Here is a 16,661-nt window from a genome sequence, read left to right on the forward strand (position 1 = left end):
TCCGGCGGGGTGGTCGTAGCAGGTGTACGCAGCCCGTCGGCTGTTCCCGGCTCGGTCCGAGGCGGCTGGTGAACACCTCCAGCAGGTCCGCGGCCTGCGAGTTCGTCAGCCGCACGTACCGGTGCCGTGCCGCCCCTGCCTGCGCTCCACCAGCAGGTTCAGGTGCTCGCTGGCCGTCGAGTGGCAGCGGATGTCCCTGGTTGTTCAGGTGTGCGGGACTACGTCGGGGGCCGTCGACGGGGTTCCGGCGGCTTCCAGTGCCCGCCGTCCGGTCCGGTCGGGTGATCGACGCCAGCACCGAGGTAGGTGCGGAACCAGTCCGCGGCCAGTTCCGCCACCCGGTCCAGCGCCCCAGGTTCTTCGAAGAGATGACCGGCGTGCGGCACGATCTCGATCTTGATGTCGGTCAGCGGCAACGAGGTGAGCAGCTTGGCCGCCTGCCGGTTGAGGTTGAGCACCTCGCGGTCGTCGCCGCCGACGATCAGCAGCGTCGGCGCCTGCACCGAAGCCAACCCCTCGCCGCCGAGGTCCGGGCGCCCACCGCGCGACACCACGGCGGTGACGCGGTCCGATCGCCGAGCGGCGGCCTTCAGCGCCGCGGCGGCTCCGGTGCTGGCCCCGAACAGCCCGATCGGCATGTTTCGCGTTGTCGACCACCCGGCCAGGTCGTCGATCGCGAGCAGCAGCCGTTCGGCCAGCAGGTCGATGTCGAAGCGCAGTTCGTGGGTGCGTTGGTCGAACTTCGCCTCCTCCGGGGTGAGCAGATCCAGCAGCAGGGTGCCGAATCCGGCATTCTGCAACGACTCCGCGACCGCGCGGTTTCGGGGGCTGTGCCGGGAACTCCCGGAACCGTGCGCAAACAAAACCACCGCACGGGCAGGCGGTGGCACGACGAGATCCCCTTCCAGGTCTCCCTTGGGTGCTTTGACGATCACCGGCTCGGTTGCGACTTGAACCATCTGAGCCTCCTCCAGTTCGGCAAGCTCCGACTACCCCGACTGACCAGCCCCGACACGCCCATATGAGATGTCTCCGAACTCGTCTTGCTCGGCGGTGCGGGTGGCGGAACCTCAGAAGCCTTCTCGGTCCGGGATCCCCGACATCATGTATGCCCAACACCACGTCGAGGCTGTCCTCCCGAGATAGCTCAGGGTGCGGGGTGTCCCCGCATGGCACCGCTGAGAACCCGCGGCGGTGCAAGTGGCGTACGTGGGCTAAGCGGCTTCGCCGCTTCAAAGAACAAGATCAAAAACTGAGACCGAACACTGGTCGTGAGTGCGCGGCCGGGCTCCTACCCGGTTGTGCACTCACGACCTTTCTCACCTGTTGCGGAGGCGGATCTGGTTTAGCACCGCTGAGTCCAGGTCGTTGTGCACCTCGCTGGCCGGGAGCATGAACCAGGGTTGTTGGACGCCGTTCTCGGTCTGCTGGGTGTTCGGGGCGTAGACCGGCACGAAGCCCTGGTGGACCAGGGAGATCGCGTAGTCCACCGACACTTCGCGCTGGTTGTTCAGCGCCGCGGTGCCGTGCCAGGGCATCACCCCGGAGCCGCCGATCGGGAGGAAGCGGAAGCGGCCCTCGGCCGGTCGGATCGACAGGCTCATCCGCACCCGGTCCCGCCACAGCGCTTGGTAGTTCAGCTCGTGGTCGACGTGCTTGTTCGCGAGGTAGGTGATCGTTTCCCGCCACGTCGCGGCGAGCAGATCGGCACGGGCGGTCCGCACCCGGGCTGGCACCGCCGGGTTGACCAACTCGTACGGATCCGCGTAGAGCTGCTGCGACCAGGCGAACGGATCGCCGCCCTGGTGCGGCACGTCGATCGCGTGCAGGACCGAGCGGAACATCTCGACGAAACGCGGCTGGCCGGGCTCCCGCGGGTCGCGTTCGGCGGCTTCGGCGAGGACCGGCAGCGGATCGCGCCGGACGTCCAGCCCGGCGAACGCGGTGGCGTACCGGTCGCGGTGCTTGGCCAGCAGCTCCGGTCGCTGCGCCCGATCGCCGCAGTTCGGATGTGCGTCAGCGGCATCGTCGATGTCCACGAGCGTCACCGCGCGGCGCGCGCCGGTCTGCTCCAGCAGTTTCCCGAACTCGTCGTGGTAGTCCGCGCAGCGCTGCGGATCCCGCGCCCGGAAGTGGCTGGGGTCGGCGAGCGCGAGCACCTCGATGCCCGGTGGGTATACCTGCTGGACGGCCGCTTCGAGTTGCCGGAGCCGGGCCAGCACAGCGACTTCCGCGAGATCCGGCGCACCGCCCAGTGCTTTCAGCCGCGAGCCGTCCTGCTTGACCGGCGGTCCCAGCATGACGAAGGTGATGCGCTCGCCCGCGGCGATCGCGGCGGTCATGTCCGAAACCGCGGTCTCCGGCGGGTACACCGACCTCGCCGCGCCGAACGGCTTCGCCATCAGCACTTTCCGCACGGCTCGGGCGATGGCCGCCGGATCGGTGCAACGCCCCAGCTCGTCGCGCGCCCGACGGCCCAAAATGCGTCCACTTCGGACAGCATTGGCGCACAGCAGCTCGATGATCCGGACCTGCTGCTCGGCGGTGAGCCGCACACCGCGACCCCAGATCGTCGGACGGGTGCTGAATTCGCCGACCGGCAGTTCCGCGATCGACGTGGCGTGCGACAACTCGGGTTTCGCCCGCTGCTGCCGACTGGCGTGACCGCGGCCGAGCGGTGTCGGGTGCGGGAGGAATTCGAACGTCGCGATGCCCGGATCGATCCGAGGTTCGGTGCTGAACCCGGTCGGTCGCACTGCGACCACCGTCGCGTCCGGGAAAGCCGCGCGCAGCTCCGCGCGGTTGGATTCCAGGTCGTCGAAGGCCGCGACCACCTCGGCGTCGGGCAGCTCGCGCAGCGCCTCGACCTTGTGCGCGCCGACGTCCGACCGCTCATCGGGGGTGGTGTGCAGGTCCAACTGCCCGAGGCCGTGCCGGACGAGCAGTTCTCCGGTGGCGGGTCGCATGCGCGGCCGTCGGCCGGTCGCCCAGACCACCCGTCCACCGGCGTGCTCGACGGCTCGGACGAACCGGATCAAACCCGGTGCGGGCTCGTCGGTCAGCAGCGCATCGTGGCTCCACGACAGGGTTTTCCGGAACTCCGCGTACACCGCGTCCCAGTCGACATCCGGGTGGTCTTCGCGCAACCGGTTGTGGGCCAGGAACAGCGGCCACCCTGCCGGGTACAAGCCGGGGAGGACGGCCAGTCGGTGCGCCGCCGCGAGCTTTTCGATCCCGTGCGCCCTGCCGAGGTGCGACAACGCCGCGCGAACTCGTTGCCGGGGCAATAGCGCGCAGAAGTCGAGATCCACCGCGACGACCGGTCTCGGCAGGCTCCGATCGCGGCGGCGATCGATGTTGCGCTGCTTGACCCGCCGGATCACACCGCTGAGCAGTTCGTGCTGCCCGGTGGGAACGCTGTGCACGTGGTGCCGCCACGGGTGATCACCGGCCAGCAGCGCTGCGGTTTCGGCGGCGAGGTACCGCAACTCCTGCGCGGTGATCCGCTCGAACGCGGCCCGCACCGCAGCCCGATCGGATGCTGCGACGTGCGCGAATGCCGTCGCCAACGACTCCAACTCCCGGTGCAGCGCGGAAATCGACTCCGACACCGAGCCGCCCGCCGCGTCCACCGGCAGCACACCGGCCGGGACCGCTCGGCCGGTCGCGACGAACTCTGCGGCCAGCTCGACGGCGAAACCACCGGCCGGGCGGAATCCCTCGACGAGCAGGCCGCGCGTGGTCACCACGATCGGCCGAACGACGAACTCGACCAAGTAGTCCAGTTCCGCCCATCCGAACGGCCGACCGTCGAGCACCCGCCGCAGCTTCCCGGCGACCAACTCGCCCAACGGCAGCACGAACCGCTGCTCGCCGGACGACGCCCCGGATGGTCCGCAATACAGCGACAGCAGATCGTCCTGGGCGATCAGACCTTGCACGTTGCTGGAAATCGGTACACCTGCCGAACCGACTCGACACCTGTTCTCGCAACCGGCGAACCGCACGTCCGTGCAGCGCTGGTCCGCTGGACGGCGGCAGTCTAGTTGATCTTCATCAGGAGTCGTTTCCGGTGCTGCGACAAGGCTTCACACCAGCGCTTCGAAAGGCGGCCGGAACTGAAGTCGTTGCGAAATCCATGAATTAGCCCGGACCGAACTCCTGCGCAACCGGTTACCGAAGTCCCAGTTCGCCGCATGCCAGACCGGCACGAATCAGCCCGAACGGGGCCGTGACGGGAGAAACCGGCCTAGTCGCCGAGTGGTCATTCGCCGTCGGCGAGTTGCACCACCGGGACGCAACCCGGCTCGGCCAAGCGGTGCAAGGTCGCTCGGCCGCGATGTTCCAACTCGCGGTGGGAAATCCAGCCAGCCGCGAAATGCCGGTATGCCTGACCGAGCAACACCAACTCGGCCAAATGGTCGGCGCAGCGCTGCCGCAGGTAGGCAGGCAGCCGCGGCAACAACTCCAGCTGGGAGTTCACCACTTCGTCGAGCACCTGGGCATAGCGCCGTGCCCGTGCCCGGCGCCAGCTCGGGATCAGCTTCCGCGGCGTCCAGTTCGCGATCCTCATCGACAGCCCATCCAGTAGCTACGCGACCGATGCACCCAATCCGCTCGTATGATTTACCCGGACGGACCGCAGCACGTCACCAAGAATGACCAAAGACGTTCGGTGTCTGGCGCAATATCGCCCGATCGGACGATCCAGCCGGTCGAAAGCAGGGCTCTGCTCGATCAGCGGCGGCGCCTTGAGGCGAACCGCAGCGAAACCACAGCGAAGCTAGCTGTACGGCGCCCACTGCGTGACGAGATCGCCTTCGCGGATCGTGCGCAGTCGCCGGTGCAGCTGCTCGCGAACTCCCGGATTGCTGCGCAGGATGGGCAGCACACCGGTGGTGATCTTGAGTTCGCGCAGCTCGCGCAGCACGGGAAAACCTTCCCAGGCGGTGATGTCGAAGCCGTAGGCGCGGGCCAACTCGTTGTGCCAATCGGGTGGGTGCCCCATCCGCAGCCGCCCCACGGCGATCGGCGTCAGGTCCCACTCCGGCGGGCCGATGCACAGCGAATCCAGATCGCACAACAGCGGACCATCGGCACCGCCGATCACGTTGCCCAGGTGCGCGTCGGCGTGGATGACGCTCTGCGGCAGCGGAAAACGCAGCGAATTCAGCTGTTCTTCGAGGTAGTCGAAACGCTGTTCCAGGAAGCAGTGGTCGGCCGGGTCGATGTCCACCGCATCGGCGAGCCGACGCCGCAGATCGGCCATCGGCTGCCAGTCCAGGAAATTCGGCGCCAACGGCATCGAATGCATGCGGCGCAGCAGCGCACCGAGGTCACAGCCGCTGGGCACCGGGCCGATCTCCGGCACGTACTGCCAGAGCGTGGCGAGGTGCTCGCCCACCTGCACGGGTTGTTCCAGGCCGGGCAGCAGGCGCACCGCGGGCACGTCGTGGATGGCCAGCCATCGCGCGGCTTCGACCGCGTTGAAAGCTCGATAGGTAAAAGACGGGGAGAGCACGATGCGGACGATGACGGGCTGCGCACGCAGCAGGAAAACCCCGTTGTTGACGAATCGGATCAGGCGCGCGCCACGCGAGTCCAAGCCGACGGACGCGCAGATCTCGGTCAGCGCGGTCTCCAGCTCCGGCGGGACGCACCGACCCTCTTCCACCTGGTATGTCTTCATACTCATGTTCTCAAACGACCGCGGGCGGACCGGACCGAACCGGTCGGCAGGTCTCACACCTGACGGAACCGCCGGACTTCCTCGAACAGGTCCCGGACGTCGGAATTCATCCGGTGCTTGCCCGCTTCCAACTCCAACGGTTTGAGCCGGTCGGCCACCCGAGCGGACTTGACCCGCTCGCCGAACTGCAGCGCCTGCCGCCCGACCTTGATGCCTTCCTGCAGATCACCGGCCCGGAAGTGGTTGGTCGCCTGCAAGCTCAACCCGAACACGTGGGTGCGCTGCATGTCCGCGCCGTACGCCTCGTTGCACTTGATGGTCTCGGCCACCGCGATGGACGCGTGCCGCTTCGGGTCGAAGTTGGCCAGCGCGTCGTGCGCCGAACCGATCATGCCGTGCAGGTCGTTCTCGTTGAAGAACCGCACCCAGTCCGGCGCTTCGTCCACCTTGGAGCGGGCGAACTCGTCCTTGGTGCGACCCACCATCTTCTGCACCTGGTCCGGCTTGTTCAGCATGCCGTAAGCCCACGCCTCGTTGGCGCACAGCACCGCGACGGTCAGCGCGGAACCGGACTCCTGCGCGGCGATCTGGCCCAGCTGGAACAGCTTCAGCGCCTCATTGGGCTCCTGGTAGTGCAGGTAGACCCGACCCATCCGGTAGAGCACGCTGGCCACCAGGCTGTCGTCGTCGGCCTGCTTGGCGAACTCCAGCGCCTTGCCGAAGTGGCCGCGAGCCGGGTCGAGCAGACCGATGTCGAACGAGGTCCAACCGGCCAGGCTGTGCATGTCCGCCAGGGCCACGAAGAGCTGCTTGCGCACCGGATCGGCGGCCGTGGACTCCAGCAGCTGCTGCGCCCAGGACAGCTGGGCGACCACGGCGTCGCGGCAGGTCCCGCCGCCGTACCGGTAGTCCAGATCGCGCAACGCCTTGGTGGCGGCCTGGATCTGCTGCACATCGGTCATGCCGATGCGTACCGGTGCCGGTGTCTGGGCGCTGGCGGGCACCCAGGAGCTGTCCTCCGCGCCAAAGACGGCAGCACCCATGGTCACCGCCGCCGCGTGGGACAAGAACTTCCGACGCTTCACCGACTCGTCCTCCTCAGCATCGGGGGCGTTGGCCGCCGCCTTGGCGACCCGCATCGCGGTTGCCCCGTCGTATGCGAGGCCCATGTAGCCCCGCGGAATTCCCAACCCGTCGGCGATCCGGGCCAGCACGTCATAGGCCATGACCTGCCGCCCCTTGAGGATCTCGGACACCTCGGACTGCGACTGCCCCGTGGAGGCCGCGATCTGACGCTGCGAGACGCCGTGCCGACGCAGTTGCCGGTAGATCTCGCTGACGTCCCGTCGTGCCAGCGCATCCCGCATTTCCCGATCGTTCCAAACGTCGGGTGTAACGGGAGAGCCGCCAGAACCGATGATGTTCATTTAGACCCCCTCACGCTCTGCACGGGCGTTGGTCGCAGAGTAAGGGCACTGCGGCAACCCGGTGAAGTGCGTATCGGTAGAGGTGATCGGCGGGGGTGAAGTCCGTCGACCGCTCGTCGTTGCCGTCAGCCCGGTTATCGCCTGCCTCTAGGCGAACCGGGTCAACAAGCTCCAATCTAGTCACTACAGGCAACCGAGCACGAACAGGAACGGGATGGCGATGCGGGCAGCACACGGCGAGGACGGCCGATCGGCCGAATCCGCTACCGCGCCCGCGGACCGCCGTCGGTGGTGGCGAGTGGACTGCCGGGATGTGGCGAACTCGCGGCGTTTTCTGGACGTGCTGGTCAACCGGGACAGGGTGGTGCTCGTCGGACCGCCCGGCCACGCCGCAGCGCTGTCGGCCAACGGCATGAGCCAGTTGTCCGTAGCACTGCGGGATGCCGCCGTGCAGGCGAGAAGGTGACGGTGACGTTTCAGTGGATGAGATTCTGGGGCAGGTGCTGCGCAACGCGGTCCGGGAGCGGCTCGATGTGTTGACCGAGCTCGCGAACCGCGCGGACGCCCCTTCCCTGCTCTCCGTGGCGCGTTCCGAACTCCCTCGACTCACCGAGGGGTGGCGGACGCTGCTCGCCGCTCACGACGCCGACGCGAAGGGCAACTGCCCCGAGTGCTCCAGCCGCTGGCGCCCGCAGAAAGCACCGTGCTCGGTGTGGCGCTCGGCTTACGACCACTTGGTGGCAGGGGCCTTGGCACCCCGTCCCGCTCGGCACCTTCGCCCGGCGCACGCGCTGCGCCCGGCGGCGTCGGTGCCGTAAAGCTGGCGGACTCGGTCCCGGACAGCAAGACCTCCTCCCCGACCCGGGCTCCGAGCAACCGCCTGGTGGCGGCCGGTGAACGACCAGTCGTGATTCCCCGACCTCGACTGAGGGTTCATCGGTCGCCACAAATAAAACTCCACAGTGGACCGCCATCCGGCGGTCACCCCAGATTTCCGCGGGCTGGTGCTGACGCACTCCCCTCCCCCCGACCGGTGCCGGTCCGCGGAGTCCAACCACTCCGGACAAACCGTTTCCCCGGACGGCCCGGAGTCTGGAAAGGCCCTGGTGCTCGAATCCCCGACCGAGCCCCAGGGCCTTTCCATGCCTTCAGGGATTCCAAAGTCATTTTGCGAAGCGGTGCAAGTAGCGGAACCTCAGACGCCGTCTCGGTCCGGGATCCCCGACATCAGGTATGACCAGTACACCACGTCGAGGTAGGTCCTCCCAGAGAACGCCCGTGGGCACAGTCTGAGAACCCGCGGCGGTGCAAGTCGCGTGCGTGGTGAAAAGCGGAAGCGGCTTCGCCGCTTGCCTGACGCCAACTTGCTTTCCGTGGAGCCGGATTATCCGATCCTCGGGTGCTCAGCCGGGTTCGCCCGAGTTACTTGCGGCGGAGTCGGGCTCGGGTGGCGAAGTCCGGGTCCAGGCGGATGCCCGGTGGTGGGGACGTGCCTCGTTGGGTCGGCACCGCCGTCGCGGGCGATCCGATCAGGTGGGTGCGCTGGGCTGGCACCATCAGCCAGGGTTGGCGCGGGCCGAGCAGCGGCGAGTACACCGGGACGAAGCCCTGGTCGAGCAACGAGATGGCGAAGTCCACCGCCACGTTGCCGCGGCCGTCCAGCACCCCGGTGCCCTGCCAGGGCAGCAGACCGGATCCGCCGAGGTAGGTGAAGCCGAGGCAGCCCTCGCGGACTGCGCTGAGCGTCAGCCGGATGCGGTTCGGGAACATCCGCTCGTAGCCGAACTCCTCGTCGACCTGCATGGTCGCCAGGTAGCGGAGCACCGTGTGCCAGGCGCGGCGCAGCACCGCGCAGCGCGCCTGCCGCACCTCGGCTGACACTCCTTGATCGGTGAGGTTGTAGATGTCCGCGTAGACCGCGGTGGACCATTCGAGCCGGTCGGTGCCGGGTGGCACCACGACCGGCACCGAGTACACCAGCGACATCAGGATTTCCCGGAACAACCCGATGATGTGCGGCTGGAACTCCGCTATCGAGGCGGTGCGCTGGTGCACGCGTTCCAAGGTGCGCAGCGGGTTGTCGGTGATGTCAAAGTGCCGCAGCGAATCGCTGAGCAGTTGGCGGTAGCGGGCGATCCGGACCGCGCGGCGCGCCTGGAGCCCCGGTCCCAACCGCTGCTCGGCCACCGCGTCGATCTCCTCGACGGTGGTGCGGTCACCGATGCCGACCAGCTCGACGTACTCGCGCAGCTTCTTGCGGTACGCCTCGGTGATCGCCGACGGGCGGCTGCGGAAGTGCCGACCGTCGGTGAGGATGTTGAAGTGCAGGCCGGGCGGGTACACCGCGCTGACCGCCCGGTGCAGCTCCCGCAGCCGGGCCATGCTGCCCAGTTCGGCGAGGTCGGGCAGCGGACCACCCGCCTTGAGCCGGTTCAGGCACTGCTTGACCGGGAAGCCCAGCAGCACCACGTCGATGGGTTCGCCCCGGCGCACGAAGGGTTCGGCGTCCCGCCGCAGGTCACTCGGCTGGTAATTGGCCCGCGAGCCCTTGATGAACTGCTTGCGGGTGAGCACGTGGTGCAGCGCCGCCAGCACTTGATCCGTTCCGCTGCGCTCGTCGAGGCCGAACTTCGCGACCGCACCCCGGCCGGTCCGCGCCGCCGCCCGGTCCACGTCGACCAGCATCGCGTCCACAATGGAGTGCGACTCCTGCTCGGTGAGGTGCACGGCCCAGTGCTGCGCCAGGCGGTTCTTGCGCAGCGCACCGATCTGCAGTTCCTCCAGCGAGTGCGTGTTGGACAGCCGGGGGCCCACGCTCGTACCGGGGCGCGGCGTGGTCTCGAAGGTGGCGATCATGGCGGCGGAGTCGGCCACCGGTTGCCCCGGTCGGCGTTCGGCGGCCAGACCGGGGATCTCGACCGCGACCGCCAGCGCTGCGCTGAACTCCTTGGTCACCGCGATCCGGTTGGCCAGTTCGTCGTCGAAGATCGCGACCACGTCGAGTTCACCGAGTTCGCGCAGCTTCTCGACCTTGAGCTCGGCCCGAGGACGGCTGCCGTCTTCGGGCAGGCAGAGCAGCGTCGCATCCGGCACTCCGGCCGCGGCGAGCACCTCTTCGGTGTGCTCCCGGAACCGCTCCCGGCGGCCGGTGCAGAACACCACCCGCCCGCCCGCGTCCTGCACGTCCCAGACGAACCGGGCCAGTCCCGCGTTCACGCTGTCGGTGCGCAGCCTTTCCCGCGACCGGGAAAGGAAAGCGCGCACGAAGTCGGTGTGCACCGCAGTCCAGTCGACCGACGGGTAGCGCTCGCCCAAGCCGCTGAGCTCGACGAAGTTGTGCCAGGTGGCGGCGGTGTGGGTGGGCAGCACCGGCAGCGTGCCGGGACCGGCCAGTTCGAGGATGCCCTCCGGGGCTCCCGGTCGCGGGCCGGAGATCGAGCGCGCGGCGTCCAGGATCCGTTGCAGCGGCACGAGTCCGCACAGGTCGATGTCGACGACCACGGTCGGCTGCGGCAGCCGGTCGTTCCAGCGGCGCTGCTGGTTGCGGTGCTGGACCCGGTCCAGCACCGACTTGAGCACCACGTCCTGCGACTCAGGCACGGTGTGCGCGTAGCACTGCAGTGGCTGTTCACCGGAGAGCAGTTCCGCGGTGTGCGGCGCCAGGTAGCGCAGTTCCTCGGCGATCACCCGGTCCACCGCGCGCCGTACCCGGCTTTCCCGCCGCCCGGCTTCGAGGCGGCTGAACCCGGCGCTGAGCTCGTCCAGCGTCGCGACCAGCGCGCGCACGCCGGTCGCGACCTCGGCGCGAGTCGGCTCGTGGCTCACCCGCATGTAGTCGGTGAGCACGATCCGGCCGGTGGCCTGCAACTCCGGCGACAGCTCGAAGGCGACACCGGTGTCGTCCAGCGAGAACAGGCCGATCCGGTGCGTGTCGAGGGCGAGCCGGAACGCGCGCAGCAAGGGGCGGACGAAGTGCTCCAGGAAGTACTCCAGCTCGTCCTCCCGCCGCTCGAAGCGGTTGTCCAGCACCACGCGCAGCACTCCCGGCGTGCCGTCGCCGACCGGCCGCAGCAGCGTGGACAGGTTCGCGGCGATGGTGCCGCCGGGGTGCGTCGGATGCGCCGGTGCGGGCTCGGCGATGCGGGTCAGCGCGGCCGAACCGGTGGCGGTGTCCACCACCGCGGCGGGCACCGGCTGGGTCGCGCAGTGCATCCGCAGGTTCGGATCGGACTCCACAATGGACGAAAGCCGCTCCCAACCGCGCAGCTGGCAAAGCGCTTGCTCCCGAGGCCCAGCGGCCTGCAACTGGACGGTGCGCTCCGGCCCGCTGACGGTGATCCGCTCCGCGGGGAACGGCACGCTGCGGTTCGGACCGGTCACCGCCGCCAGGCAGTCCTCGGCCAGCTGCCGCTGCTCGGAAGCCATCAGGTGCACGCGGTCCACCGGCAGCGGCACGGAACTGCCAGTGCCGCCGTCCGTGCCCAACGAGCGGGTCAGCCGGTGCAGCCATGTCGAGTTGAAAATCCGGCGGGTGCGGCGCAGTCGGATCAGGGCGCGGTAGAGATCAGCCCAGTTCGGTTGGACGCCCAGCGGCAACCCGGCACCGGTACCGGCTCCGCTGAGCCGCAGCGCGCCGTGCGCGGACTGCTCGACCCACAGCCCGTAGCCGCCGTCGGCGAGCAGGGCGTTGGCGTCGGGGATGGTCAACGGATGCCACAGCCCTGGTGCGGGCCGCGGTTCGTCTGCTTCGCCAGCAGCGCGGGACCGCCCTGCTGGCGTGGACAGCTGCGAGGTCAGTCGCGCGGTCACGGCGCCGCGGTGCGCGTCGCGCGCGAAGCAGCCGAACAAGCATGGGTACCAGCGGCACGGATGCCAGTCCCCCCGTTCGGTGTCCACCTGCAGAGCACAGCACGTGGCATGGCGAGAAAACGAGAGGCAGCCGCGCAGTAACCCACGATGACCTTTCTGTCACGGAGAATGACGACGCGACCACACTAGATAGCGACCTTGAGTGCTGACAACATGACTCAATGCATATGCCAACCATGTAACGCGCGGGAACCGCAGGTCAGCCCGACCTCTCCCGGCGGGCCAGGGACCGGGCACCGGGGCCGGGTCAAGACATCGCCCGCTAATTCACCCAATCGACTGATACGGTCCACGGCATGTCCGGAGCGCACGACCGGCCCCGGGCCGGGAAACTGTGGACATCACCGGAACTGAGGGCAATCCTCGCAAAGCCGCCGGTGAACCAGACCGCCGGGTCGAACTCGGCACCGTCTCCCCCAGGGCTCCCCTGAATGAGAAGCACGGTCGTGGTCGGCAAGATGGTCAGTAAACATGATCAAGGAGTCGCCTTGCCTGCCGAAGTAGCCCCATTGCGCCGCAAACCGGTCCAGCAGCGCAGTGCTCAACGCGTGGAGAAAATGCTCTCCGCCTGCGCCGAACTGATCGACGAGGTGGGCTATGACGGTTTAACGACGACCCTCATAGCCGAACGGGCTGGCGTCGCGGTCGGATCGCTGTACCAGTTCTTCCCGGACAAGCGCGCGGTGGTGCAGGAGCTGACGCTGCGCAACCTGGAGCGCTTCGTGCGCACCGTATCCGCCCGGTTCGACCAGTTGGAGCTGGACCACTGGTGGGACGCGGTGGACGCGGTCTTCGACGTGTACCTGACGATGCACCGCGAGGTCCCGGCGTTCAGCCGGTTGCACTTCGGCGACGTGGTGGACCTGCGGCTGCTGGATCCGAGCAAGGACAACAACGCGGTGATCGCGGAGAAGCTCACCGGGCTGATCGCCGAGGGGTTCGGGCTCGATCCGGCCGAACTGATGCTGCCCCTGGCGGTCGCGGTGGAAGCGGCGGACGCGGTGCTGCACCTGGCTTTCCGGCGCGATCCGCTCGGCGATCCGACGCTGGTCGCGGAGGCCAAGGAACTGATCCGCGGCTACCTGTCCAACCGGATGCCCAGCGGTTATCCGAAGGACCTGCCCTCGCCGCGGTAGGTCGGCACGGTGGCGGCGAGCCGGTCGCCGGTCACCAGGTGGTAGTCGGCGAACCGCTCGGCGAGCTCACCGGCCTTGGCGTGCCGGAACCAAACCCGGTCGCCGAGCCGGAGCCGCCGAGCCTCGTCGCCGACGACTGGCGTCTGCACCTCGCCAGCGCCCTCCATCGCGATCAGCCGCAAGCCTGCGGGCCGGAACGGCGCGGGCACCCGGTCCGCGCCGACCGGCCCGGAGGCGAGGTAACCACCGCCGAACAACGTCGCGATCCGCCGGGCCGGGCGGTGCACGACCGGTAGCGCGAAGAAGACCGCGGGCTGCGGCCGGAATGCGCGGTAGCCGTCGAACAGCGTCGGGCCGATCAGCCCGGAGCCCGCGGCGACCTCGGTGACGGCCGGTTCGGCGGCGGTGCGCTCCAGACTTCCGGTGCCACCACCGTTGACGAACTCCACCGGCGCCAGTGCCCGCACCGCGTGCACAACCGCGGCCCGGCGGTCGGCCAGTTCGGCGGCCGACCGGCGCTGCATCCACCGCACCGCAGCGGATTTCAGCCGCTGCCCGGTCGGCGCGTCACCGACACCAGCGATCTGGCCTTCGTAGGCCATCAACCCGGCGAGGTGGAACCCGTTGCGGCGCAACACGGCTTCAGTCAACTGGCGGGCCTGGGCAACGGTGTGCACCGGGGAGCGTCGGGTGCCGATGTGCAGGCCGGGCAGCGGTCGCCAGGCCGCATCGATTTCGAGGCAGAGCCGAATGTCGGGTCGGTCGGTGCCGACCGCGGCGTCGACGAGGTCGAGGTGCTCGACGGAGTCGACCATCAGCGCGATCGCCGCGGCGGCGGCTGGGTCGGCCGCGAGTTCGCGCAGCGCTGCGCGGTCGGCGGTCGGGTACGCGACCAGGATGTCGTCGCTGAGTCCTTCGCGGTGCAGCCAGAGCGCTTCGGCGAGGCTGTAGCACATCAGCCCGGCGAAGCCGGTGGTGCGCAGCACCCGGTGCAGCAGGTCGCGGCAGCGCACCGATTTGGTCGCCACCCGGATCGGCCGCCCGGCCGCCCGGCGCGCCAGATCGGCGGCGTTGTGGTCGAACGCGTCGAGGTCGACCACCGCGAACGGTGGGTCGAGGTCGCGGGTGATCTCATCGAACCGGCGCACGCCGATAACGGTAGGCCGAAAACCCTTGTTACGTGAATCGAATTCACATAATTTTCCGAGATCCACTCGAAGGAGGGGCCATGCAGCGCTGGACCAACTGGGCAGGCACCGCGACCGCCGCTCCGAGCACCTTGGAGGCGCCGCGCGACACGGCCGAGGCCGCGGACGCGATCCGCGCCGCCGCGCGCAACGGGCGAACGGTCCGGCCGTTGGGCACCGGCCACTCCTTCACCGGCATCGGCTCGCCGGACAGCGGCTGCGCGCTCGACCTCTCGCACTGGTCCGGCATCGTGCGAGCCGATCCGGACAGCGGGCTGGTCGAGGTGCGCGCCGGAACGCCCTTGCACCGGCTCAACGCCGAACTCGACGGACTGGGCCTGGCGATGGCCAACCTCGGGGACATCGACCAGCAGACCATCGCCGGGGCGATCTCCACCGGAACCCACGGCACCGGCGCGGGGCTCGGCGGCCTGGCGACCCAGGTCGAGCAGCTGGAGCTGCTGCTCGCGGACGGCACCGAGAAGCGGTGTTCGGCCACCGAGAACCCGGAGCTGTTCGCCGCCGCTCGGGTCGGGCTGGGCGCGCTCGGCGTGATCACCACCGTAACGCTGCGCTGCGTACCCGCGTTCGCGCTGGTCGCCGACGAACGTCCGGCTCCGCTGGACGACGTGCTGGAGCGCTTCGACCAGCTCGCCGCCGACAACGACCACGTCGAGTTCTACTGGTTCCCGCACGCCTCGAACACGCTGGTAAAGCGGAACAACCGGCTTCCGGCCGGACAAGCGCCGCGACCGCTGCACCCGCTCCGGCACTTCCTCGAATACTCGGTGCTGGAGAACCGGTTGTTCGGCGCGGTCTGCCGACTCGGGCGCGCGGCACCGGCGTTGGTGCGGCCGCTGAACCGGCTCTGCGGCGCGACCTGGTCCGCGCGTTCGTACAGCGACCGCTCGCACCGGGTGTTCACGACACCGCGCGACGTCCGGTTCGTCGAAAGCGAGTACGCCATCCCGCGGGAGGAGTTGCGGGACGTGCTCGGCGAGCTGCGAGTCGCGGTGGGACGGCTCGACGAGCCGGTGATGTTCCCGATCGAGGTCCGGGTCGCGGCCGCCGACGACGTGTGGCTGTCGACCGCCTACCAGCGGCCGACCGCCTACATCGCGATCCACCAGTTCCAGGGGATGCCGTACCGGCGCTGGTTCGGCACCTTCGAGGACATCGTCGGTGCGGTCGGCGGTCGGCCGCACTGGGGCAAGATGCACCGGCTCGACGCCGAGGCGCTGCGCGAGCGCTACCCGCGATTCGACGACTTCCGCCGAGTACGCGCCGCCGTCGACCCGGACGGCGTCTTCCGCAACGCCTACCTCGATCGCGTCCTCGGTGCCTGTGGATAACTCGGGGCGGCCGAAGCTCAGCCGAGGGCGGCGCGGAGTGCCTCGGGGATCGGCGTTTCGCCGTTGACGAGCTCCAGCGCACGCCCTGCCGAGGCGGGTTCGTCCAGCAAGGCGAGCAGCACCGCCGCGACGTCGGCGCGGGTGACGTCGGCCCGGCCGACCGACTCGGCGAGCGTGACGCGGCCGGTCGGCGGATCGTCGGTCAGCCGCCCCGGACGCAAGATCGTCCAGTCCAGCGCACGCCGCCGCAGGTCCTCCTCGGCGGCCCGCTTGGCGTCCAGGTACGCGCCGAACACCGGGTCCACATCGGGCGGATTCGGCCGCGTCGTCCCCATCGAACTGACTTGCACGAAGCGGTGAATTCCGGTCCGCTCGCAGGCATCCGCGAACAACGCCGAGGCCGCTCGGTCCACAGTGTCCTTCCGCGCCGCACCGCTGCCCGGCCCCGCTCCGGCGGCGAAGACCGCGGCATCCACATCGGACAACAGCGCGGCGAGCACGGCGACGTCGATGTCCTCCAGGTCGGCCAGCTGCGGCTCGACGCCGTCGGCCCGGAGGTCCGCGGCGTGGTCCGGATTCCGGATCAGACCGAGCGCGGAGTCACCGCGCTGGACCAGCATCGCCCCGAGCTGCCGCGCGATCTTCCCGTGGGCCCCGGCAATCACGATTCGCATGCCGTCAAACCTAGGACACCCAGCGACACCCAGCCGCTCGCGCTACCTGTGGACAACTACACAAATCCTGTGGATAAGTACATACGCGGATGGTGTGGCGAGGGGATCGTCAGGCAAGCGGCGTGAGCCGCTTCCTCCCACCCTCGCAGCTTGCACCGCCGCAGGTTCACGGTGGCCCACCCCTCCTGGGGTTCTCCCCGCGGGGACAGCCCCGACGTGGTGTACATACATGATGTCGGGGATCCCGGAGACGAGAAAGCCGCAGTAACTCCCGCAGGGGTACCGCTACCAGCACCACCACGCAAACCAACCCGTGCACCCTCTAAT

At 69.0% G+C, this 16,661-nt stretch carries 12 protein-coding genes; 4 read left to right on the forward strand and 8 right to left on the reverse strand.

What is annotated here, in order from left to right; all coding sequences use genetic code 11:
• Positions 1 to 218: 218 nt before the first annotated feature.
• The 5 genes from MOQ72_RS33095 to MOQ72_RS33115 form a co-directional block, all read right to left on the reverse strand.
• Positions 219 to 959: a dienelactone hydrolase family protein gene (locus MOQ72_RS33095; protein WP_242189702.1), complete on the reverse strand. Its 741-nt coding sequence runs from the start codon at positions 957 to 959 to the stop codon at positions 219 to 221.
• Between the two features lie 360 nt (positions 960 to 1,319).
• Positions 1,320 to 3,941, reverse strand: a complete 2,622-nt coding sequence (locus MOQ72_RS33100; protein WP_242189703.1) for an L-tyrosine/L-tryptophan isonitrile synthase family protein — start codon at positions 3,939 to 3,941, stop codon at positions 1,320 to 1,322.
• Positions 3,942 to 4,264: 323 nt separating this feature from the next.
• Positions 4,265 to 4,573, reverse strand: coding sequence for a hypothetical protein (locus tag MOQ72_RS33105; protein ID WP_242189704.1), 309 nt, complete (start codon positions 4,571 to 4,573; stop codon positions 4,265 to 4,267).
• Positions 4,574 to 4,783: 210 nt separating this feature from the next.
• On the reverse strand, positions 4,784 to 5,695 hold the full coding sequence (locus tag MOQ72_RS33110) for a phosphotransferase enzyme family protein (RefSeq protein ID WP_372495604.1): 912 nt from the start codon (positions 5,693 to 5,695) through the stop codon (positions 4,784 to 4,786).
• A 47-nt stretch (positions 5,696 to 5,742) separates the two neighbouring features.
• Positions 5,743 to 7,116, reverse strand: coding sequence for a helix-turn-helix domain-containing protein (locus MOQ72_RS33115; protein ID WP_504981364.1), 1,374 nt, complete (start codon positions 7,114 to 7,116; stop codon positions 5,743 to 5,745).
• Positions 7,117 to 7,336: 220 nt separating this feature from the next.
• On the opposite strand from MOQ72_RS33115, the gene MOQ72_RS33120 reads away from it, so the two are divergent.
• On the forward strand, positions 7,337 to 7,582 hold the full coding sequence (locus MOQ72_RS33120; RefSeq protein ID WP_242189706.1) for a hypothetical protein: 246 nt from the start codon (positions 7,337 to 7,339) through the stop codon (positions 7,580 to 7,582).
• A 13-nt stretch (positions 7,583 to 7,595) separates the two neighbouring features.
• Positions 7,596 to 7,934 (forward strand): hypothetical protein, encoded by a 339-nt coding sequence (locus MOQ72_RS33125; protein WP_242189707.1) that lies wholly within the window; start codon positions 7,596 to 7,598, stop codon positions 7,932 to 7,934.
• A gap of 604 nt (positions 7,935 to 8,538) precedes the next feature.
• On the opposite strand, the gene MOQ72_RS33130 is transcribed toward MOQ72_RS33125, so the two are convergent.
• Entirely contained in the window at positions 8,539 to 11,925 is a 3,387-nt protein-coding gene (locus MOQ72_RS33130; RefSeq protein WP_242189708.1) for an L-tyrosine/L-tryptophan isonitrile synthase family protein, read from the reverse strand.
• A gap of 518 nt (positions 11,926 to 12,443) precedes the next feature.
• Between MOQ72_RS33130 and MOQ72_RS33135 the strand changes: the two genes are divergently transcribed.
• A complete protein-coding gene (locus MOQ72_RS33135) occupies positions 12,444 to 13,121 on the forward strand; it encodes a TetR/AcrR family transcriptional regulator (RefSeq protein WP_242189737.1) in 678 nt (225 codons plus the stop codon).
• Here the strand turns inward: MOQ72_RS33135 and MOQ72_RS33140 are convergent.
• Positions 13,091 to 14,275, reverse strand: coding sequence for an amino acid deaminase/aldolase (locus MOQ72_RS33140; protein ID WP_242189738.1), 1,185 nt, complete (start codon positions 14,273 to 14,275; stop codon positions 13,091 to 13,093). The two genes, MOQ72_RS33135 and MOQ72_RS33140, sit on opposite strands and share 31 nt — an antisense overlap.
• A gap of 74 nt (positions 14,276 to 14,349) precedes the next feature.
• Between MOQ72_RS33140 and MOQ72_RS33145 the strand changes: the two genes are divergently transcribed.
• Positions 14,350 to 15,660 carry a D-arabinono-1,4-lactone oxidase gene (locus MOQ72_RS33145; protein ID WP_242189709.1) on the forward strand — a complete coding sequence of 437 codons (1,311 nt, stop codon included), beginning with the start codon at positions 14,350 to 14,352 and terminating at the stop codon, positions 15,658 to 15,660.
• Between the two features lie 17 nt (positions 15,661 to 15,677).
• On the opposite strand, the gene MOQ72_RS33150 is transcribed toward MOQ72_RS33145, so the two are convergent.
• Positions 15,678 to 16,334, reverse strand: coding sequence for an SDR family oxidoreductase (locus tag MOQ72_RS33150; protein WP_242189710.1), 657 nt, complete (start codon positions 16,332 to 16,334; stop codon positions 15,678 to 15,680).
• Positions 16,335 to 16,661: the final 327 nt, after the last annotated feature.

The organism is Saccharopolyspora soli, assembly GCF_022678645.1.
Lineage (GTDB): Bacteria > Actinomycetota > Actinomycetes > Mycobacteriales > Pseudonocardiaceae > Saccharopolyspora > Saccharopolyspora soli.

What these genes read in the sequence shown, in the direction of transcription:
- MOQ72_RS33095 (WP_242189702.1), bottom strand. Translation starts at nt 959, where the DNA reads ATGGTTCAAGTCGCAACCGAGCCGGTGATCGTCAAAGCACCCAAGGGA.
- MOQ72_RS33105 (WP_242189704.1), bottom strand. Translation starts at nt 4,573, where the DNA reads ATGAGGATCGCGAACTGGACGCCGCGGAAGCTGATCCCGAGCTGGCGC.
- MOQ72_RS33110 (WP_372495604.1), bottom strand. Translation starts at nt 5,695, where the DNA reads ATGAGTATGAAGACATACCAGGTGGAAGAGGGTCGGTGCGTCCCGCCG.
- MOQ72_RS33115 (WP_504981364.1), bottom strand. Translation starts at nt 7,116, where the DNA reads ATGAACATCATCGGTTCTGGCGGCTCTCCCGTTACACCCGACGTTTGG.
- MOQ72_RS33120 (WP_242189706.1), top strand. Translation starts at nt 7,337, where the DNA reads ATGCGGGCAGCACACGGCGAGGACGGCCGATCGGCCGAATCCGCTACC.
- MOQ72_RS33135 (WP_242189737.1), top strand. Translation starts at nt 12,444, where the DNA reads ATGGTCAGTAAACATGATCAAGGAGTCGCCTTGCCTGCCGAAGTAGCC.
- MOQ72_RS33145 (WP_242189709.1), top strand. Translation starts at nt 14,350, where the DNA reads ATGCAGCGCTGGACCAACTGGGCAGGCACCGCGACCGCCGCTCCGAGC.
- MOQ72_RS33150 (WP_242189710.1), bottom strand. Translation starts at nt 16,334, where the DNA reads ATGCGAATCGTGATTGCCGGGGCCCACGGGAAGATCGCGCGGCAGCTC.